This is a genomic window from Edaphobacter sp., assembly GCF_028283685.1.
In the GTDB taxonomy this organism is placed as follows: domain Bacteria; phylum Acidobacteriota; class Terriglobia; order Terriglobales; family Acidobacteriaceae; genus Edaphobacter.
Genome location: NZ_JAPWKF010000004.1, coordinates 24,143 through 44,918 on the forward strand (window position 1 = coordinate 24,143; position 20,776 = coordinate 44,918).

General features: G+C 58.9%; 18 protein-coding genes. 11 read left to right on the forward strand and 7 right to left on the reverse strand.

Annotation, left to right across the window (positions count from 1 at the left end; genetic code table 11):
• Positions 1 to 159 precede the first annotated feature (159 nt).
• Entirely contained in the window at positions 160 to 471 is a 312-nt protein-coding gene (locus tag PW789_RS05075) for a helix-hairpin-helix domain-containing protein (RefSeq protein ID WP_299372387.1), read from the forward strand.
• 67 nt (positions 472 to 538) lie between these two features.
• Positions 539 to 3,175, forward strand: coding sequence for a SpoIIE family protein phosphatase (locus PW789_RS05080; protein ID WP_299372390.1), 2,637 nt, complete (start codon positions 539 to 541; stop codon positions 3,173 to 3,175).
• Here the strand turns inward: PW789_RS05080 and PW789_RS05085 are convergent, their stop codons facing one another.
• Positions 3,176 to 4,435 (reverse strand): LssY C-terminal domain-containing protein, encoded by a 1,260-nt coding sequence (locus tag PW789_RS05085; RefSeq protein ID WP_299372393.1) that lies wholly within the window; start codon positions 4,433 to 4,435, stop codon positions 3,176 to 3,178.
• 153 nt (positions 4,436 to 4,588) lie between these two features.
• Between PW789_RS05085 and PW789_RS05090 the strand changes: the two genes are divergently transcribed.
• Positions 4,589 to 5,218 (forward strand): DUF4397 domain-containing protein, encoded by a 630-nt coding sequence (locus tag PW789_RS05090; RefSeq protein ID WP_299372396.1) that lies wholly within the window; start codon positions 4,589 to 4,591, stop codon positions 5,216 to 5,218.
• Positions 5,219 to 5,283: 65 nt separating this feature from the next.
• Here PW789_RS05090 and ahcY read toward each other — a convergent pair whose 3' ends face one another.
• The 6 genes from ahcY to PW789_RS05120 form a co-directional block, all read right to left on the reverse strand.
• The gene (gene ahcY / locus PW789_RS05095) at positions 5,284 to 6,714 is read right to left on the reverse strand and encodes an adenosylhomocysteinase (RefSeq protein ID WP_299372399.1); all 1,431 of its coding nucleotides are present in this window, start codon (positions 6,712 to 6,714) and stop codon (positions 5,284 to 5,286) included.
• A 113-nt stretch (positions 6,715 to 6,827) separates the two neighbouring features.
• Positions 6,828 to 8,150 (reverse strand): MFS transporter, encoded by a 1,323-nt coding sequence (locus PW789_RS05100; protein WP_299372402.1) that lies wholly within the window; start codon positions 8,148 to 8,150, stop codon positions 6,828 to 6,830.
• A 4-nt stretch (positions 8,151 to 8,154) separates the two neighbouring features.
• On the reverse strand, positions 8,155 to 9,270 hold the full coding sequence (ada, locus tag PW789_RS05105) for a bifunctional DNA-binding transcriptional regulator/O6-methylguanine-DNA methyltransferase Ada (RefSeq protein ID WP_299372405.1): 1,116 nt from the start codon (positions 9,268 to 9,270) through the stop codon (positions 8,155 to 8,157).
• Positions 9,271 to 9,334: 64 nt separating this feature from the next.
• Positions 9,335 to 10,270, reverse strand: a complete 936-nt coding sequence (locus tag PW789_RS05110) for a transglutaminase family protein (protein WP_299372408.1) — start codon at positions 10,268 to 10,270, stop codon at positions 9,335 to 9,337.
• A 189-nt stretch (positions 10,271 to 10,459) separates the two neighbouring features.
• Positions 10,460 to 11,626, reverse strand: a complete 1,167-nt coding sequence (gene metK / locus PW789_RS05115; RefSeq protein WP_299372411.1) for a methionine adenosyltransferase — start codon at positions 11,624 to 11,626, stop codon at positions 10,460 to 10,462.
• A gap of 170 nt (positions 11,627 to 11,796) precedes the next feature.
• Complete coding sequence (locus PW789_RS05120; RefSeq protein ID WP_299372414.1) at positions 11,797 to 12,219, reverse strand: helix-turn-helix domain-containing protein; 423 nt, start codon at positions 12,217 to 12,219, stop codon at positions 11,797 to 11,799.
• A 355-nt stretch (positions 12,220 to 12,574) separates the two neighbouring features.
• Here PW789_RS05120 and PW789_RS05125 point away from each other — a divergent pair, with 355 nt between their 5' ends.
• The 8 genes from PW789_RS05125 (at position 12,575) to PW789_RS05160 (ending at position 20,467) form a co-directional block, all read left to right on the forward strand.
• Positions 12,575 to 13,666, forward strand: a complete 1,092-nt coding sequence (locus PW789_RS05125; protein WP_299372417.1) for an FtsX-like permease family protein — start codon at positions 12,575 to 12,577, stop codon at positions 13,664 to 13,666.
• A gap of 264 nt (positions 13,667 to 13,930) precedes the next feature.
• Positions 13,931 to 15,532: a phospholipid carrier-dependent glycosyltransferase gene (locus tag PW789_RS05130; protein ID WP_299372421.1), complete on the forward strand. Its 1,602-nt coding sequence runs from the start codon at positions 13,931 to 13,933 to the stop codon at positions 15,530 to 15,532.
• Between the two features lie 415 nt (positions 15,533 to 15,947).
• Positions 15,948 to 16,382: a 50S ribosomal protein L13 gene (gene rplM, locus PW789_RS05135; protein WP_299372424.1), complete on the forward strand. Its 435-nt coding sequence runs from the start codon at positions 15,948 to 15,950 to the stop codon at positions 16,380 to 16,382.
• 66 nt (positions 16,383 to 16,448) lie between these two features.
• A complete protein-coding gene (gene rpsI, locus PW789_RS05140; protein WP_299372429.1) occupies positions 16,449 to 16,844 on the forward strand; it encodes a 30S ribosomal protein S9 in 396 nt (131 codons plus the stop codon).
• A 181-nt stretch (positions 16,845 to 17,025) separates the two neighbouring features.
• Complete coding sequence (gene rpsB / locus PW789_RS05145) at positions 17,026 to 17,943, forward strand: 30S ribosomal protein S2 (RefSeq protein WP_299372433.1); 918 nt, start codon at positions 17,026 to 17,028, stop codon at positions 17,941 to 17,943.
• A 123-nt stretch (positions 17,944 to 18,066) separates the two neighbouring features.
• On the forward strand, positions 18,067 to 18,729 hold the full coding sequence (tsf, locus tag PW789_RS05150) for a translation elongation factor Ts (RefSeq protein ID WP_299372436.1): 663 nt from the start codon (positions 18,067 to 18,069) through the stop codon (positions 18,727 to 18,729).
• 254 nt (positions 18,730 to 18,983) lie between these two features.
• Positions 18,984 to 19,379: a hypothetical protein gene (locus PW789_RS05155; RefSeq protein WP_299372439.1), complete on the forward strand. Its 396-nt coding sequence runs from the start codon at positions 18,984 to 18,986 to the stop codon at positions 19,377 to 19,379.
• A 461-nt stretch (positions 19,380 to 19,840) separates the two neighbouring features.
• On the forward strand, positions 19,841 to 20,467 hold the full coding sequence (locus PW789_RS05160) for a PEP-CTERM sorting domain-containing protein (RefSeq protein WP_299372442.1): 627 nt from the start codon (positions 19,841 to 19,843) through the stop codon (positions 20,465 to 20,467).
• Positions 20,468 to 20,776 lie beyond the last annotated feature (309 nt).

The following is a 20,776-nucleotide window of genomic DNA, read 5'->3' on the forward strand; positions in this document are numbered from 1 at the left end:
CCGTGATGGATGGTCAGAGAACGCATCGCTGCAATTAGAGTAGCGGTGAGACCGGGCAAAGTCAAACAATTGCTGTGAAAAGACTATGGATTGACGAGCCGCCCGTGCTCCCGTACTCTTCCGCTCAACGTCATCCTGTTCTCGGAGAATTTACCAGATATGCGCAATCTTCGTTCCCGGTTCCTCGCCCTTGCCCTGCTTTTCACGCTTCCGATGGCCATCGTGGCACAGTCGCCAGGTAAGCCGTCGTCGGCTGCTGCGGCAACGTCCGCCAGCAAGCTGGATATCAATACGGCCACTGTCGATCAACTGAAAGCCTTTCCGGGCATCGGCGATGCCTACTCCAAGCGGATCATCGATGGCCGTCCGTATACGGCGAAGAATCAGTTGGTCTCGCGTGGCGTGCTGCCGGAGAACGTCTACAACAAGATCAAGGATTCGATCATCGCCAGCAAGCCCGTAAAGAAGTAGCTGTCAGCGTTCTTCAGAGTTGTGGGCTGGCTGCTACCATGCAGCCAGCCGTCTAACCATTCCATTTATGCCGCAGCGACCAACGCGTCTTCTGTACCTGCTTCTCGCGATTGTGGCTTTCTTCGCGTTCACCCACTTCTTCCTGGGGGCGCGCCACAACTACGACTCTCAGAAGAATGGGCGTTTTCAGGCGCGCGCTCCCTTCTCCGGAAGCTATAAAGGCGCCACGCTGACTCTGGTGCTGCCGGAGACACGCGAGGCGGGACTGATCGCCGGCGACCGTGTGCTTACCGTCAATGGAAGGCCATACCTCAGCGGCGATGTCGTCGAGCAGGAGGCTCGTCGCAGCGAGCCTGGCATGCCGATGGTGGTGACCTACCGCCGCAACGGCGATCCGGCTCCACGTACAGCCAGCGTGACATTGCGAGCCGTGCATCCGCGTAACCAGCCGCTCTGGTCGTGGGTGGTACTGACCTTTCTGACGGTGGCCTCATTCTTCTGCCTGGTGACAGGGTTGTATGTTGCGTTTGCGAGGCCGCTGAACGGGAATGCATGGCTGATTCTGGGCATTCTGTCGTTCTTCAATTCGCTGTTTATTGCGACGCAGACCTTGAGTGGGCCGCTAAAGCCGGTGGCGATGATCTGGGCAACCGTCTCGCAGAGTGCGATGCCGATCTGCCTAATGCTGTTTGGTGTTTACTTTCCCGACCGTTCGAAGATTGATATCCGTTATCCCTGGATCAAGTGGACGCTGATGCTGCCGATCTTTGTGCTGGCACCGCTTGATCTGTTGCAGGAGTTCAGCCGCTCGTACAACTTCTCGCTTGCGGCGTGGCTGGTACCGTTCTCCGTCACGTTCGGCACCATCGAAACGGTCATCGCGATTGGGGCAATCAACTACTTTTTCATCTCGTTGTTTTTCAAGATACGGACAGCGCGAGGCGATGGACGTCGCCGTCTGCGCATCCTCTACGCCGGGACGTCCATCGGTCTGACGCCGTTCTTTGTTCTGGCGATCATCGCGTTGTTCCGCAAGACCGATATCGGGCAGGACATCCCGGAGTGGATCGTGCTGTCGGGGGTGTCGATTCTGTTCCTCTTTCCCATGTCGCTGGCCTACGTCGTCGTCGTGCAGCGCGCGTTGGATCTAAAGCTGCTGATCCGGCAGGGAACGAAGTACGCGTTCGCCAAGCAGTCGGTCGTCATCTTGCAGGTCGCGCTGGGCGTCTGGTTCGGCTTTGCGCTGGTGGACTTCTTTCACAGCGTCGAGAGCCATCGCCGCCTGGTCGATATCGTTCGCATCTTCGGCATCATGGTCTGCGTTTTTTCCTTCCGCTTCGTGGTCTCAAAGAAGCTGCAGCAACGAATCGACCAGCGCTTCTTTCGCGAAGCCTACTCTGCGGAGCAGTTGCTGTCTGAGCTCTCGGAGGAGGCGCGTAACTTTACCGAGGTGGCGCCGCTGCTGAACACCATCACGCAGCGCATCGGTGAGACGCTTCATATCGACCGCATCGCCGTCTTCCTGCGCTCGGGTGATACTTACCGGTTGCAACTGGCGACGGGTATGCCTGGCGCAACCATGATGCCTCCATTGCTGAGCTCGATATCACTGCCAGCCACGTCGGCGACGATCACGACGCTGGCGCGCGATCGTGGGCCGGCAAATGTCTACCGCGATGACCCGTCGAGCTGGCTGGTGGATGCGACCGAGGCCGAGCGACGTGCGCTGAATGATCTTTCAACCGAGCTGCTGGTGCCGCTGCCGGGACGCAAGCAGCTGGCAGGCGTGATGGCGCTGGGACCAAAGCGTTCGGAGGAGCCGTACACGCGCACCGACCGCCAGCTGCTTCAGTCCGTGGCGTCGCAGGCCGGCATGGCGCTGGAGAATGCGGAGCTTCTCGAGAACCTGTCGCGCGAGATCACGCAGCGTGAGCGGGTCTCGCGTGAGATCGAGATTGCGCGCGAGGTGCAGGAGCGGCTCTTCCCACAGTCGTATCCGAAGATTGCAGGCGTGGATATTGCCGGATATTGCAGGCCGGCGCAGGCTATCGGTGGTGACTATTACGACTTCTTTCTGCTGCCGTCTCTCTCGCAGCAGGCAGGAGATGGAGGCGAGCTCCTGGTGCTGGCGCTCGGCGATATCTCGGGCAAAGGGATTTCTGCTGCATTACTGATGGCCAGCCTCCGCGCCAGTCTGCGCAGCGGGGCGCAGCTGCGACGTGGCGACCAGGGTGCGTTGATGGAGCATGTGAATGGGCTGGTCTACGATTCCTCGACGTCCAATCGTTATGCCACCTTCTTCTATGCGGAGTACGATCCGCAGACGCGGCTTCTCTCGTATGTCAATGCAGGGCACAATCCTCCGCTGGTGCTGCGTGGCGATCGCCAGATTGCGTTGGAAGCCACGGGAACCGTGATCGGCCTGTTGCCGGAGTCGGCCTACGAGAAGCAGGAGATCGTGCTGGAGCCGGGCGATGTACTGATCGCCTTTACCGACGGGATCTCGGAGGCGATGAACCCTGTTGAAGAGGAGTGGGGCGAAGACCGCATGATCGCTGCCGCACGTTCGATTCTTCACAGGCCGGACTGCACCGTGGACGCGGAACAAATGATGAACTGCATCCTCGATGCAGCCGATGTCTTCACCTCGGGCGCAGACCAGCACGACGATATGACGCTGCTGATCTGCATGGTTCGCGAATAGCTACTTTAGCGCCATGACGACGATGCGTCCGTCGGAGTGAAAGCTGCCGCCAGTGGCTGTACGTGCCTCCTGCATGGGGTTCGACGGCATGACGTAGGCTGCGCTTGAGTAGACTCCCGCGGCATCGAAGCTCTGCAGGATGTAGTCGCGCTCCTTGTCGATCTCGGGATCGATCTTGTGGGTGACGCCGCCGGTGCGCTGGTCCTTTTCGAAGCCGATGTCGTGGGTTGCGGAGCCGACCCATAGCGGGCGGCCGTCGATCATCTGATCGCTCTTCCAGACGCGCAGATGGTGACGCTCGGCGGCGACGAGGAGTGGATCGGCACGTGCGTAAGACATGTCCTGCGGCCGGTCGAATAGATAGAGCGTGCTCATCGGCATAGCGGTGTAGGCCTCTCGATTGAGCGTTGCCATCAGCCCGCTGAGGATGGCGTCCTGCACGGACTTATCGACAGCCACCCAGCCGGCGGCTTTGAAGGCATCTTTGACCTCTTGCTCGGTGCCGACGAGGGCGAAGTTCACCATGTCACCGGGATTACCGTTGCCGCTGGCGGTGTCGGTGACGCGGCGTGGAATGGTGTCAAAGTTAGCCGGGGTGATGAGCGTGCTGATGGGACTGGAGGCAGGTGCGGCGAGCACGTTGGTCTTGAACTTCTGCGGCTCGGTGAACTTGACATTCACCTTGTACTCGCCCGTAGCCGTGAGGTCGCTGCTCAGGTTGGCGCGTAGAAAGAGTTTGCCGGTGGTCGGCATCGTGACCTGTCCTGCGGCACCGATGGAAAAGGGAACCGAGGCTCCTATGTCGCTGACGCGGCCGACGAGCGCGCCGACCTTCGCCGAGTTCAGCGGGAACTGACGGATGAGGTCCTTCCACCCGCGGTCGAGTCCATCGGCAGTGCTCTTGCGGCCGTCGGCGAGGGTCAGGTCGCCGGAGACCGTGAAGCTCGCGATCTCGCCAGCGGCGAGGTGCACTCCGGTGTCGACCCAATCGCCGCTGGTAACTTTGAACTCGTAGTTCTGCTTGTGCGGCGGGACGGCGGCGGGGCTCTCGACCTTCTGTGAGCGCATGCTCGTGATCGCCTCAACATGCGGCGTGGTGGATATGGGGGGCGGTGTTGTCGCCGATGGCGTCTCCTGCGGCTGCTGGCCCAGAAGAAGGGTGCCGCTGGGCGATATCAATCCAGGCATCAGCGCAATGACCAGGAAGTACCAGAAACGCATTCGTCGCACCCCATGTTCAGATCGTTTAGAGTGAATCATGTACCAACTCATCTTAAGATGCTGAACCCCGGCCAGCCGCGTATGTCGCTCTCTGCCCTTCTCCGAAGGCTTGCTGTCTCAGCAGCATCGGTTGGGCTGACGGTGGGGCTCTCAGGCTGTCAAGGAATTGTATCCAGCCAGAGCGGATCGCAGGTGCGTTTCATCGATGCCTCGCCGGACGCACCGGGGCTGGACATCTACCAGAACAATACAGCGGTCGCCTATAACCTTGGCTTTGGCACGGTGACGTCGTATGTGCCGGTCAATCCGGGAATGTACACCACGTTAGCGGCCCAGGCAGGCACCAAGCAGACACTCGTCTCGGCAAAGGGTACTTATGTGACCGGAAGCCAGTACACGGTGCTGATCGGCAACGTTGTGGCCAGCCTGCAAGGGACCGTGCTGAAGGATCAGAGCCAGGCTGCTCCTACTGGCCAGATGGCCGTGCGCTTCATCAACCAGGCGACGACCGGCGCGGCACAGGATATTTATCTTGTGCCTTCGGGACAGAAGCTCACCGCCGTGACGCCGGTGTATACGAATATCGCATTCAACGCGAATACCGGCTACCTGAACGTTCCCTCTGGGGCCTATACGCTCGTCCTTCTGCCCGCCGGCACGGTGCCTGACGATGACACGGTGCCGGCCTATACAGGCGCTCAGGTGACCTACTCCAGCGGCACAGCGACGACGCTGATCCTGATCGACCAACAGATCCAGACGACGACCAAGCTACAGGTCATTACGGCGACGGACTACACCTCGCCGACAGCTACAAATTAGTGCAAGTCGTTAAATAACGAAGGCCGCCGATCTCTCGGCGGCCTTTGCGTTGTTGCCTGTGCTGCTTAGTAGCGATACTGCTCGGACTTGTATGGCCCCTCGACGGAGACGCCGAGATAGTCGGCCTGCCTGGGCGAGAGCGTCGTGAGCTTCACACCGATCTTCTCGAGGTGAAGACGTGCAACCTCCTCGTCGAGCTTCTTCGGCAGGATGTAGACGCCTACCTTGTAGGTGTCCTTGTTCTTCCAGAGGTCGAGAGCGGCCAGCGTCTGGTTGGAGAAGCTGTTCGACATGACGAAGCTCGGGTGGCCCGTGGCGCAGCCCAGGTTGACCAGACGGCCTTCAGCCAGCACGAAGATGCTGCTTCCGCTGGGGAAGGTGTACTTATCCACCTGCGGCTTGATGTTCAGCTTGGTAACGCCCGTGGCGCTGTTGAGCTGGTCCATCTGGATCTCGTTATCGAAGTGTCCGATGTTGCAGACGATCGCCTGATCTTTCATCTGCTGCATGTGTTCGAAGGTGATGATGTCGAGATTGCCGGTGCAGGTGACGTAGATATCGCCGCGGCCCAGGGTCTCTTCGATCGTCGTGACTTCATAGCCTTCCATGGCAGCCTGCAGCGCGTTGATGGGATCGATCTCGGTGACGATGACGCGAGCGCCGAGGCCGCGCAGCGATGCTGCCGAGCCCTTGCCCACATCGCCATAGCCGCAGATCACAGCTGTCTTACCTGCAACCATCACATCGGTGGCACGCTTAATTCCATCGACGAGCGATTCGCGGCAGCCGTAGAGGTTGTCGAACTTCGACTTGGTGACCGAGTCGTTGACATTGATGGCGGGAACGAGCAGCTTGCCCTGCTCCATCATCTTGTACAGGCGGTGAACGCCGGTCGTCGTCTCTTCGGCGACGCCCTTCCACTCCTTCGCCATCTTCTGGAAGTAGGAGGAGTCTTCGGCGTTGATCTTCTTCAGCAGATCCTTGATGACCTGCTCCTCCTGATTGCCAGAGGGAGTGTTAACCCAGCCGTCGCCCTTCTCGAGGTCGACGCCCTTGTGGATCAGCAGGGTGACGTCGCCGCCATCGTCGATGACGATCTGCGGACCGAGGCCGCCCTTGTGGCGTAGCGCCTGATCGGTGCACCACCAGTACTCTTCGAGCGTCTCGCCCTTCCAGGCGTAGACGGGAACACCGGCGGCCGCGATGGCGGCGGCGGCGTGGTCCTGCGTGGAGAAGATGTTGCAGCTCGCCCAGCGCACATCGGCACCGAGGGCAACCATGGTCTCGATCAGCACGGCCGTCTGGATCGTCATATGTAACGATCCGGTGACGCGGACGCCAGCCAGCGGCTTGGACGGAGCGTATTTGTTGCGGATCGCCATCAGGCCGGGCATCTCCTGCTCGGCGATATCGATCTCTTTGCGTCCAAAATCTGCCAGCGAGATATCTGCGACCTTGTAGTCGACTGCTGCTGTATCGATGGTTGCTGTTGCCATGAAGGCACCTCAAGCTTTCAGGAAAAATGTGAGATTAATTGCCCGAATCTCCAATCTCAAGGATACCATCGGCGAGTGAATTGGTCCGTATTGCCGGTAGGCATCCTTAGCTTTCAGGTTTGAGAGAGTTGTGCGGTCGAGCTGCCGAATCTCTTTGTCATCAGGCTGATGATGGCAGCCATAAGAAACAGCACGGCGATGGCGTACAGGCCCCTGGCGAAACTGTGGGTCGACTCGCGTAGCAGGCCCGTGATGTAGGGTCCGGTAAAGCCGCCCAGCGCACCCAGACTGGTGACGAGAGCGACCCCTGCAGCGGCCGCCGAGCCAGTGGCGTTTCTCGTCATCAGCGCCCAGAAGGGGCCCATCGAGCTGAACATGCCGATGGTGGTCAGCGAGAAACCGCATAGTGCAAGCGGCATCGTCGTTGCCGCTCCGGCAAGAGCAAAGCCGACTCCAGCGCAGACCATGCAGCCAGCGATGTGAGCGCTTCGCTCATTCCAGCGGTCGGAGCTCCAGCCGACGATGACGGTAACGATGGCGGCCAGCAGGTAGGTGACGGTCGAAAGGCGTGCGATGCCGCTTGCGTCAGGACTTCCGTGAAGATTGCTGAGCATCAGCGGCATCCACAGATTGACGACGTAGACGCCGATCTGCACGGTGATGTAGACGACGATCAGCAGCCAGAGGATCGGCAGGCGGAAGGCATCGGCGAAGGAGTGATGCTGCGTCGCTCCGTATCGCGCACGATCTGCTTCCAACTCCTGCATGAGCCACTGCTGTTCTTCTGCCATAAGCCAGTGAGCCTCGGTGGGGCTGTCGCGCAGGATGAAGAGGACGGAGATGCCCAGCAGGATTGTCGGAATTCCCTCGGCGATAAAGAGCCACTGCCATCCACTGAGCCCATAGAGACCGTCGAGCTTCAGAAGAGCGCTTGAGAGCGGACCTCCGAAGACGCCGGCGAGGGAGGTTGCGGTCATGAACTTGGCCACTGCACGCGCCCGTACATGCGATGGAAACCATTGCGTGAGGTAGAGCAGCATGCCGGGAACGAAGCCCGCCTCGCCGACGCCAAGCAGAAAACGCGTCAGGTAGAACGATGTCGGCGTGCGAACCAGGGCCATCAGCGCAGCGATGAAGCCCCACGAGATCATGATGCGCGCGATCCAGAGCCGCGTCCCGACGCGCGGAATCATCATGCTGCTGGGCAGATCGAAGAACGCGTAGCCGAGAAAGAAGATGGCCGCACCGGTGCCATAGACAGAATCGCTGAAGCCAAGCTGGCGCTTCATGTCGATGGCGGCGAAGCCTACATTGACGCGGTCGATGTAGGCGACGATATAAAGCAAAAACAGATAAGGGACGATGCGGCGTGTGATCTTCGCGTAGAGCGAGCGTTCCTCGACCGCGTTCCGGTTCAGCTGCGCTGCCTCGATCATCGCTTCACTGTAACTGCCGCCTTCGCTTCTGTGGGAGCTTTTCTGCTTCCAGCAGCCTTCGCTTGCGCTCTGTGCCCCAGCGGTAGCCGGTCAACGAGCCGTCCTTGCCGATGATGCGGTGACAGGGAACGACGATGGCGACGGGGTTTGCGGCGCAGGCTCCGGCGACGGCGCGGGTTGCGGTTGGCGAACCAAGCTCGGTAGCCAGGCCGGAGTAGGTGCGGGTCTCCCCGCGCGGGATCGCCTTTAGCGCATTCCATACGCGCTGCTGAAATGCAGTGGCACGCACGTCAAGCGGAAAGGTTGCAGCCAGGGGATGTTCGGTGGTCTGGCTTGCGACGAATCGAATCGCCTCACCCAGCCATCCGTCCGTCCTGCTATCTGCGACGAGATTGGCGCTTGGAAAGGTTGCGAGTAGAAGAGCCTTCAGCTCCATGTCATCTTCGCCGAAGGTGATGGAACAGATGCCCTTTTCCGTCGCCGCCACGAGCATGCGGCCAAGAGGGCAGCTGGCAGTGGCATATTTTACGGTGATTCCCTTTGCGCCACTCTTCATCTCTCGCGGCGTCATGCCCAGCTGTGCATTGCTTTTTTCGTACAGGCGGCTGCTCGAACCGAAGCCTGCGTCGTAGATCGCATCCGTGACAGTCATGGCGGGTCTCCTCATCTTGTGCTTGAAGTTCTCCATGCGCTGCGCCCTGGCATACTGCGCCGGGCTGACGCCGAAGACACGGCGGAAGGCACGCATCAGGGTCAGCCTGTCGACCCCGGCCTTTTGTGCCAGTTGTGACATCGTTTGCGATTCATCGGCGTGCCCGCGGAGGTGCTCCGCGATCTCGGTGACGAGGTCAGCCTGGGGATCGGGTCGTGGAGATGTTCTATCGGGCTCGCAGCGCAGGCAGGCGCGATAGCCCGCCTCAACAGCATCCGCCAGGGTTGAGAAGAACTGCACGTTCTCGCGTGCAGGGCGTCGGCTGGGGCAACTCGGCTTGCAGACGACTCCGGTCGACCGGACAGCATAGTAAAACTGCCCGTCTGCCTTTGCGTCTCGCTGAAGTACCTGTTGCCAGCGACGGCCGGTGTTTGATGCGCTGTGATTTTTGATTGCGGTCATCTCCATGTCAGTATCTTCCTTGACCGGCACGATGGCTACAATCCGAAATGTTCGTGCAAATTAATGCTGCTCATTCGTCAATGCTGCTCACTCCCGTCGGTTCGGCGACCGATCCTGTTTCGGGAGCAGTGCCTGCGTCCGCACTCGCAGGAGACAACGGCAGGGGAACACGTTCACCCGTCTCGTCCACCTCGTTGCTTTCGACGTAGAAGTGTGTGAGCAGTGCATTGCCGAAGCTGGTCGTGATGGCGACATCGGTGGCATCTCGGCCGGTAGCCATCAGCACGCGCCCGATCCGCGGCGTGTTGTGACGCGCGTCCATCGTCCACCAGCGGCCGCCGAGGTAGACCTGATACCAGGCGCTGAAGTCTCCTGCGCCTGAGTAAGGAACGCGCATGTCGCCGAGATAGCCGGTGACGTAGCGGGCCGGGATGTTCATGGCACGCGTCAGTGTGATGGCAAGATGTTGATAGTCGCGGCAGACGCCTACGCGCTCCGTGAAGACGTCGAGTGCCGTCTTGGTGGGACGCGCGGTCTGGTAGTTGAACTTCACATGATCGTGGACCCAATCGCGAATAGTGACTGCGCGCATCCATCCAGGTGCTGTTGAGGCAAAGAGATCGCAGGCGATCTGCGATAGCTTGTCGACTTCGCAGTAGCGGCTGCTGAGGAGATACTGCAGCATCTCGTCGGGCAGGCCCTCTACAGGATGCTGGTCTGTGCCGAAGCCATTTTCATCTGGTGTGGGTTCGATCTCAATCAGGCTGCTTCCTGCAAGACGTAGGGCTCCGGCTGGCGCACTGAAGCGCGTGCAGCGATTGCCAAAGCTGTCAACGTACTCATGCCCTTCGAGCTCACGTTTGGTATCGAGGTCGATGTGCTCGATTGAGAGAGATTCTCCTTCGCGATGCGCGCCGTCGAGCGAAGGATGAAGCCGAAGCATCGCCACAATACTAAGAGCCGCCGGCAGATGAAACTGGATATCGTACTCGGAGCGGATAAGCATAGTGTGGAGACCTCGGACAGAAGGTGCTTTCTAAAAGCAGAGGAGCAGACCCGCGCGCGACTAACCTGCGGTTGGATGCTCTGCTTACAACATGCGGTTGTGCTGTGGGACTTTCGCTTTTGCCTGGGGCCGTTAAAAACATGGTGGCGGACCCTAAGGCCCGCCACCTGATGGATTTACCGCAAAATCTTACTTTGCGGCAACAGCCAGAGCCTGCTCCTTGAGAGCTGCGGCCTTGTCGGTCGCCTCCCAGGTGAAGCCCTCGCCCGAGCGGCCGAAGTGGCCGTAGGCTGCGGTTGCCTTGAAGATGGGACGGCGCAGCTTGAGGGTCTCGATGATGCCCTTGGGCGTCAGCGAGAAGTTCTTGCGGACGACATCGACCAGGGTGGCCTCATCAACCTTGCCCGTGCCGAAGGTGTCGACCAGTACACTGACCGGCTCCACGACGCCGATGGCGTATGCAAGCTGAACCTCGCAGCGATCGGCCAGGCCGGCAGCAACGATGTTCTTGGCGACGTAGCGAGCCATGTAGGCAGCCGAACGGTCGACCTTGGTGGCGTCCTTGCCGCTGAAGGCTCCGCCGCCGTGACGGCCCATGCCGCCATAGGTGTCGACGATGATCTTGCGGCCGGTCAGGCCGGTATCGCCCATCGGTCCGCCGACGACGAAGCGTCCGGTCGGGTTGATGTGATACTTGGTGTTCTCGTCAAGCAGGTTGGCCGGGATCACGTTCTGGATCACATTCTTGAGAATGTCGCCGCGCAGCTCTTCGTTGGAGACGTTCTCAGCGTGCTGCGTGGAGATGACGACTGCATCGACGCGAACGGGCTTGTGGTTAGCGTCGTACTCCACCGTCACCTGGCTCTTGCCGTCGGGACGCAGGTAAGCCATCAGGCCGTTCTTGCGAACTTCGCTCAGGCGGAAGGCGAGACGGTGCGCCAGAGAGATCGGGGTGGGCATCAGCTCGGGGGTCTCGTTGGTGGCATAGCCGAACATCATGCCCTGGTCGCCGGCGCCGCCCGTGTCCACACCCATGGCGATGTCGCCGGACTGCTTGTTGATCGTCGAGATGACGGCGCAGGTGTTCGAATCGAAGCCGTACAGAGCGTTGTCATAGCCGATGGCAGCAACCGTTCCGCGAACGAGGCCCTGGAAATCGACGTAGGCCTTGGTGGTGATCTCACCAGCGACGACCACGAGGCCGGTGCAGGTCAGGGTCTCGCAGGCAACGCGGCTGTAGGGGTCCTGCTCCAGGCAGGCATCAAGGATCGCATCCGAGATCTGGTCGGCGATCTTGTCAGGGTGTCCTTCGGTGACGGACTCACTGGTGAAGAGAAAACGCTCGCGTGTAGACAATTACAGGCTCCTTATTGAGGCTCGTACGGAAGACGTGCCAATGCTCTTAATAACCCTCTTATTTTACCTCTGCACGAGAGCAGGGATTGCAGTCAGACACTTATTGGCCCGGAATCCGCATCTAACGGCAGCGGATTGCATTGAGTGGAGAAATAAGAGACTTTGGAGACTTACAAGGACAAGTGGCCGTGCAGGACGTATTTCCAGACGCTCCAGCCCAGCATCACGAGCGTCATCAGCATGACCGCGACACCAAGCCAGCGTGCCCCGGAGCCGGAGCGGGCGTTCCCGCGACTCTTGCGAACATTCTCTGCAAACTCGACCCAATCCTTGTCGGTGGGGGATGACGAACCGCCCATCTCTCGAAGGGTTCTCTCGAATTTCTCCATCCAGCTGGTCTCATCGAGACCCACAGCGGTCACATAGCTCCGCAGAATACCTTTGCGAAAGACGCCGCCGGGCAGTTCCATCAGGCGGCCGCTTTCCAGCGCCTCAAGATGACGGACCGAGACCTTCGTCATGGCACAGATCGTATCGAGCGTAACCTGCCTATGCTCGCGTTCCATCCGCAACTCGTCGCCGAATCGTTCCATTCCGCTCCGTACGCGCCAGTCGACAAAATCGAGCCATGCCTATCAAACGGCATGGGTTGTGGGCAGAATAGCCCGGCCGGCGGTCGAAGTCAAAAAAACCAGCCTTTTTGATGGGGGGACGTACCAACATGGTCATTCTACAGGGGGATACACCCACCCCTTTGATTCGCCTCAGTGCTTCCCTCGACCGATTCCAAACGTAACCACCGGTCCTGGTCGTGATTTTGGGATATTGCGCTATGCTCCCTCTCTCCTCGTCAGAGTCACCGCAGCGCATGTTGAGGTTCCGATCACCTCTTCCGAGCGTCGGAGTTCCGGTCAATAGAGGCCTGGCTGCCATACACTGGAAAGCAGCATGAATAAGCTTGTTGTCGGCAATCTCATCCACCGTCCTCTCCGTTCGCTCATCAGCGCCCTCGCCATTGCGATTGAGGTCATCATGATCCTCTCGATCACGGCGATTCTTCTCGGCAAGATTGATGGATTCAAGACCCGTCAGAACGGCATTGGCATGGACATGATCGTGCGTCCCAGCACGACCAACAACTTTATCGGGATGAGTTCTGCCGCAGCCTCGGTGAAGGTGGCCGATATTCTGGCCAAGATTCCTCATGTTGCGGTGGCTGCGCCGGTCAATATTCAGCTGACGGGGTCGCTGGATAGCATATACGGCGTCGACTATAAGAGCTTCAACGATCTCCTGCCGTTTACTTTTCTCAGCGGCGGGCCGTTTCAGGGGCCTGATGACGTGATCATCGATGATTACGCTGCTCCTGGAAAGAAGGTCGGTGATTCGATCAAGATCCTCAATCACGACTTCCACATCTGCGGCATCGTCGAGCATGGCAAGGGCGGACGCAAGTTTATTCCGTTGACCACCATGGGTTCTTTGACCGGAACTGAGGGTAAGGCCTCGCTGTTCTATCTGCGAACGGAAGAGCAGCCGAAGTATCAGGATGAGATCCGCAAGGCCATCCTGGCCACCGACGGCATGTCGCAGTACAACGTTGCCACTGCCGAAGAGTATCTCTCCGCGATCTCGCCCTCCCGACTCCCTTATATGAGCACGGCAATCCGGGTGGTCGTGGGGATTGCCCTGGTGATTGGATTCCTGGTCATCTTCCAGTCGATGTACACGGCGGTGATGGAGCGTACTCGCGAGATCGGCATTCTGAAGTCGATGGGTGCCTCACGCGGCTACATTGTCGGTCTCGTACTACGTGAGACCGCGGTTATTGCAGCGGTTGGAACGATATTGGGAGTCATCTCCAGCTTTGCACTGAGCGTGGCGCTCGATGCAAAGTTTCCGACGCTGGATTTTGTCATCGACCTGCCCTGGGTCTGGAAGGCGATCGCGATCGCCTTCCTGGGGGCCATGTTTGGAGCGCTCTATCCGGCCTTCAAGGCAGCCAGCAAAGATCCGATCGATGCGCTGGCCTACGAATAGAAGGCAGCAGCACTGGAGCGAGCCGTCTTGCATCGCAGACGGCTCGCCGGTAACTTAATGAAAGGAAGAGCGGAGTCGACGGCCATGAAGCCGCACCCGTCTCCTGATTCGGCGCCGTAAACCATATTCCGAAACCATTCAAGGTGGTAGGAGGCGGCGCGAGTGCTTTCTTCGGCGGTGTAGCCGTTTCTCTGGTCGACCTTGCTTATGAACCCTACGGAAACAGAACCTCTTCGAGCCCGGCGTCTATCGACTGTGCGATGGATGGAAGCCGCTCTGCTCGCTGTTGCGGCAGTCTTTCTGCTGCTGCACGGGGTTCATCTTCGGGCCGATTTCCCCAACCACTCCCCCTGGATGGACTGGGCCAAGTACACCGATGAGGGCTGGTACGGCGATGCCGCCATCCGCTATTTCCAACGCGGCAGCTGGTATGTTCCGGGAGACTTCAACCCCGCGGCGGCTCTTCCGGTCTGGCCGCTCGCGGAGTCGGCGCTGTTTCACTTCACCGGAGCGAATGTCATCGCGGCACGGTCGCTCTCGGTGACGGTATTTGTTTTGATCGTTCTGGCTGCCTATCTGCTTTTGCGGCGCAGCGCACGCATGACTGCGGCGAACGACTTCGCCACCTCATCCCTGGCGCCTGCAATTGCGGCGTTGCTGCTCGCGGTCAGCCCGTTCTGCTATGTCTTCAGCCGCCTGGCGATCCTTGAGCCGATGCTGATCCTGCTTACGACGCTGGCGCTGCTGACCGCTTCTTACGTGCTGCCGGAGGGAAGCGAGCGCACCCTGAGGTACTGGGCCCCGATCATCGGAATGGGCCTGATTCTGCCCCTGATGGTTCTCACCAAAACCACCGCCGTCTTCCTTATGCCGGCCGTCTTCTGGATGCTCTATGCGCGACGAGACTACTCGCTGCGCTCGTTCGTTCGAGCCGTGTGGCCTGTGCTGCTGCTGGCGGGGGTGGTATGGGCGACCTACTACGGTCTTGTCGTGCGTCCCCGGTTCCTGGAGGACTACCACTACCTCTTCGCGGCCAACGCCTACACCGGCATTACGCGGGAGAACGCCCTGTCGGTTCTGCAGGACACCTTTACGGATGGGACGTGGATCGGCAGGCTGTTCTATCCGCTCGCGTTGGTGGCGATTCTTGTCGTGTTTTCGCTGGAGAGGCGCCTGTTGCGCAATCCGGTGGTGCCGGCGCTGCTGCTCTGGATCGCTGGCTACGAGTCGTTTCTCGCGTATCACGACAATCTTCAGCCGCGATATTACCTGGTGGTTGCGGTGCCGTTCATCCTGTTGAGCTCCATCGCGCTTGAGGGCCTGTGGAATCGCAGGAATGTGATCGCGCCGATCCGCCACCTCGTTGGGGTCTCCGCAGCCCTGGCCCTTGCCGTGATCGCCGCGAATGATGCAAGGCATACGCTGCATTACGTGCGATATCCGGAGTACACCTTCTCTGAAGCCGCACAGCGCATCCGTCAGATCGTCACATCGGATCACAAACAGAACCAACTGGTGCTCTCCATCAGCGGCTCCGATCTTTCACTGATGACCGGCCTGCCGTCTATCTGCGACGACTTCGGCACCATGGAGCTGTCGGATCGCGTTCGCGCCTATCATCCAGGGTGGTATATCACCTGGAATGAGGTCGACGACGATAAGATGGACGCCCTGACGCCGATCTACCACCTGCATCGGGTAGCGGCGTTTCCGGCAATGGACGATCCTGAGCGTAACCTGTTGATTCTTTATCGGTTGGAGCCGCCGATCCCCAACGCACAGAAGCGCCATCGCCGCAAACCGGCCCCGCAGCTGTTGACGACCAGCTTCGGACAGCAGCCCACGGTCTCGCAGCTGACGCATTAGCGGGTAGGGCAGTGGGCTCGAATCGTGAATATCCTCACGAATTTCTGGCCTTCGCCAGTAACTTTCGTTGACTCCCCCACCGGCCTCGGATATTCTTGAATCTCGCGCAGTCTCGCGTCTGCACGTCTGTGTGGCAGTACGCAGCGAGATCACGTGGTGGATCCACCCGGGGCGGCATCATCGGAGCTCCTAAAGCACCCACACCTCAGGACCCCAACCAGGCTCTGTGCGCAAATCCAGGCGGTCGTTTTCAGCGCTTGTGAGGACCAAGGGTTCTCTACGCTTAACTCGTCCGCATGGGCTGATTTTTGGTTGAAATTTGGTTTTTACGGCAGTTGCAACACTATCCGTTCTACGAATTCTTCCGCTAGATGCCGACCATGGAAGACGGCAGAAACATGGAGTACTTAAGACGATGTCCACCAGGATTCCGAGCGCGAAAGAGATCCAGCGCAAGTGGTTTGTCCTCGACGCCAGCGGTAAGACGCTTGGCCGCCTTGCAACCCAGGCAGCGAATGTGCTGTCCGGCAAGCTCAACCCGCTCTACACGCCCTACATCGATACCGGCGATCACGTTGTGATCATCAACGCCGAGAAGATCGTGCTGACCGGACTCAAGGCTGACCAGAAGCTCTATCGCCGCTACACCGGCTTCCCCGGCGGTCTGCGTGAAGAGTCGTTCATCGACCTGTTGAAGCGTCGCCCCGAGGCGATCGTCGAGCAGGCTGTGAAGGGTATGCTGCCGAAGTCCAAGATGGGCCGCCAGATGGCGACCAAGCTGAAGGTCTACAAGGGCGACAAGCATCCGCACCAGGCTCAAAAGCCTGAGCCGCTCGAGGCGACCGCTTAAGTTCGCGATTTTCGCGATATCAAGTTTTGGGCTTAGGCCCAGTGGAAAAGGATTAAGAGGATCAACATGGCAGATCTCGTCCAGTACTATGGCACCGGCCGTCGCAAGAGCTCGATCGCGCGCGTCTTCCTGCGCCCGGGCAGCGGCAAATTTTCCGTCAACAAGAAAGACGTTGACGTTTACTTCGTGACCGCGCAGCAGCGTGCAGCTGCCAAGCGTTCGCTCGGCATCCCCGACATCGGCGAAACCTTCGACGTCATCACCACCGTTCGCGGTGGCGGCGTAATGGGTCAGGCTGATGCGGTCAAGCTCGGCATCGCCCGCGCGCTGATGGTCTTCAACCCTGAGCTCCGCAAGGCACTCAAGAGCGAAGGCCTTGTGACCCGTGACTCGCGCGCCAAGGAACGCAAGAAGTACGGTCAGAAGGGCGCCCGCGCTCGCTTCCAGTTCTCGAAGCGCTAGTCTTCGAGGCCTGTGGGCCTATACGCTTTGGCGGGTGTCTCGTCTTCTATGGACGAGGCATCCGCTCGCAACACCCTCCGGCAGCACGATCGCCTGAGGCAAGGAGTTCAATCTCCCCTGCGGGGGATCAATACAGGTCACGGATGGGCACACTCCGACGACCTTAACCAAGGAGATCAATTTGGCTACCATTACGATGAAAGAACTGCTCGAGGCTGGCGTACACTTCGGGCATCAGACCAAGCGCTGGAACCCCAAGATGAAGGAATACATCTTCGGCGAGCGCAACGGAATTTACATCATCGACCTGCAGAAGACGCTCAAGATGTTCAAGGACGCGTCCAAGTTCGTCACCGATCTGACCTCCACCGGTAAGCTCATCCTCTTCGTCGGCACCAAGCGCCAGGCGCAGGATGCCGTGGCTGAGGAAGCGACCCGCGCAGGCATGCCGTACATCAACTCGCGCTGGCTCGGTGGTCTTCTGACCAACTGGGTGACGGTGCAGAAGTCGGTGAAGCGCCTGCAGGAGCTCGACGACATGTCGACCGACGGCCGCTACGAGCTGCTGACCAAGAAGGAAGTCATCAAGCTGGAGCGCGAGCGCAAGCACCTGTCGACGAATCTCTCCGGCATCAAGAACATGAAGCGCCTCCCCGATGCGATCTTCGTGATCGACTCGAACAACGAGGCGATCGCAGTCTCCGAGGCCCGCAAGCTGGGCATCCCGGTCGTCGCTGTGGTTGACACCAACTGCGATCCTACCGTGGTTGACTACGTGATCCCGGGCAACGACGACGCTCTCCGCGCCATCCGCCTCTTCACCACGAAGATCGCCGACTCGGCCTTCGAGGGAACGCAGATGGTCTCCGAGCGCGCCTTCTCCGAAGAGGTTGCGGACGTGCAGCAGGCCGAGGTCGCTCCCGAGTTCGTTGGCGAAGAGGGCGAGCTGAACGAAGTACAGGCTTCCATCACCGCGGCAGATGCCGATGAGGATGAGAACGTCGATCTCGCAGCTGTTCTTGGCGGCAACATTCGCAAGGCGCCTGCCGCTGCCTCCGTCGATGAGCCCGAAACGGCCATCGCAGAGACCGGAGCCTAAGCCCCCGGGCACAGCATATTTGCAGTGCCGTAACTGCCATCTGGCAACATCAGGGGGCGCGGGTCGAAAGAGCCCGCGCCCCCTTTGTATGAATCATGCTCTACACCAGGAAGGGAACACCCAATGTCTGAGACAGCCGTAAAGATCGATGCAAAACTCGTGAAGGAACTCCGCGAAAAGTCCTCTGCTCCCATGGGCGATTGCCTGAAGGCGCTGCAGGAGGCCAAGGGTGATATGGAGGAGGCGTTCGTCGTCCTCCGCAAGCGCGGCATGGCATCGGCTGCGAAGAAGGCTTCGCGCACCACGAACGAAGGTTCCATCGGCACCTACATCCACGCAGGCGGAAAGATCGGCGTTCTCGTTGAGCTGAACTGCGAGTCGGACTTCGTCGCCCGCACGCCTGACTTCCAGGAGCTGCTCCGCGATATCGCCATGCATATCGCTGCTGCCGATCCGCGCTATGTTCGCCGCGAGGATGTCACGCCTGAGGATATCGAGCGTGAGAAGGAGATCTATCGCGCGCAGGCTGCTTCTTCCGGCAAGCCGGCTAACATCATCGAGAAGATGCTCGAGGGCAAGATGAGCAAGTTCTACGAAGAGGTTTGCCTGCTCGACCAGCCGTTTATCAAGGATCAGGCGCAGACGATCTCGCAGATCATCGCAACTCGCGTCGGCAAGCTTGGCGAGAACATCAGCGTTCGCCGCTTCGCACGCTTCAAGGTTGGCGATCCGAACTGGACTGTTGCGACCACTGCACCTGCTACGGCAGAAGAGGCTTCTGCTTAAGCGACACAGCACAAGCTGCAAAGAAGAGCCCGGGCAATCGCCCGGGCTCTTCTTTGCGCTTTCGCTACCATGAGCGTTGGGCTAAGCCAACTCTTCCCAAAAAGGTGTTTATGCGCCAATTTGTTGCTCAACTATCAGCTGTGGGGGGCTGATCAATTGTTGGGAAATAAAGGCTTACTGTAGCGTTCATTTTCGGGCGAACGAACGCTGCGAGACAAGACAACCATTTCCCTGACTTCTCAACTAATAAGGGTATGAAAATTAAATACGCAGCTTCTCTCGTTCCCGCGATTGCACTGACGCTCATACTTTCGCCGGCTATTGCATCGGCACAGACCGCCGGCCAGGACATGAAGACTGCCGGCAGTGATACAAAGAGCGCAGCTAAAAAGACTGGCTCCGGCGTGAAGAAGGGCACTGTCAAAGCTACCGACAAGACCAAGGAAGGCGGCACGGTCGCCGTCGATAAAACCAAGGAAACATCGGTAAAAGCCTATGACCGCACCGAGGAAGGCGCCAAGAAGGTCTTCAGTCCGGACTCGCATACAGAGACCAAGGCCAAGAACCGTGCCAAGGAAACCAAAATGGAGACCAAGGATGATGCCAGTCGGGCGAAGCAGAAAGCCGGGGATGCAACAAAGCCTCAGTAGCTACGCTGTCTTCTTCGTAGCGCGCCGATCAGCCTTCGTCGGGGATTCATTCTGCTTTGCTTCCCCGGGCGAAAGAGCAGGGTTTAGCTGTCGTGTTGATTCCGACAGGCATTGACATAGGATTGAAATCCGGAAGGACAATGAGCTTGGGCAACTGTCCGGGCTCATTTTTTTTGGCTGTCGGCGCGATGAGCGGCGTTACCCGGTTAGCAGCGTTTTGAGGAGCAAATCAACCTCTAACCGGAGCGGTGGTTGATTCTAAATTGCTTACGGTGGCCAACAGGCGACGGAATACTCCATTCGAGCTAAGTCGGCAAAGACGTGAGTTTGCGTCATAAAAAAAATGCTGATTCTTGATTACAGGTTCTGCGAAGAGGGCGTACTCTTCTTACGGGTCATCATTCGGGTCAGATTTTTGCACGCCTTGGAAGCTCGCAAGAACTTCCTGACTGGAGATCTCCATGCTTAAACGCATTCTTGTAGTGTCCTTACTCGCCGCTGGTTGTGCATCCGCAGCCCGTGGTGATGCGATCAGTGGCTACTTCTCAGCTACTGGAACGGATTCATTCACCCCATCGACCATTACATTCGATAGCGCACAGGTTGCCGGAGCAATCGGCGGCACTTTCGCGTCCTATTTATCGGACGGAACTCCGATTATTTTTCTTTCGGGTGCACTTCCGTATAACGATGGACCAAATACTCCTCCAAACCCACCCTACACGTCGGGCTACGTTCCTCTCTTTACGACGACCGGAGGAGGAACGACCTTTACGTTCAACATGACGGACTACAACGCGGGCTATACCAACAATGGAACGAACGGTTGCACGAGTGGAAGCACCTGCCTTGCCGTTACTGGTGATGGCTTCTTCACTGCAACAGGTTCGCTGAGCGGCACCTCGGGACCTGCTACATTCTCGTTCACATCGCAATATGTTGCCAATCAGCCGTTAGCCACTCTTACGTCCTTTTCGGCTTCGACTGCGGCTACAGCATCTCCGATACCAGAGCCTGCTTCGCTTGCTCTGCTCGGATCGGGCCTTCTGGGTATTGTTGGGCTCGCACGTCGTCGCCTCAACGCCTAAAATTCCTCTTCCATCCAGGGCAAGAGTCGGATATGGCTCTTGTCCTGTCTCTATTCCATCGTTGAAACCCGGGACCAGATTCTCTGAAAGTCCTCAATCTGCCTGGGTCCCCTCCAAAGTAACTTCTGAGCCGGATTTGGCAGATGCTTCAACTGCCATCTCTGGCCGCAGTTGCAGGAGGGTGGGCCTTGCGATTTGACGGCCTGGAAAATTCCCTATATCAATAGTCTGCTCAAAGAGCAATAATAAAGACTGGGAAATGACTAGGAAATTAGTTGCAGTGACAGGCAACCCATTTTCTCTATACTA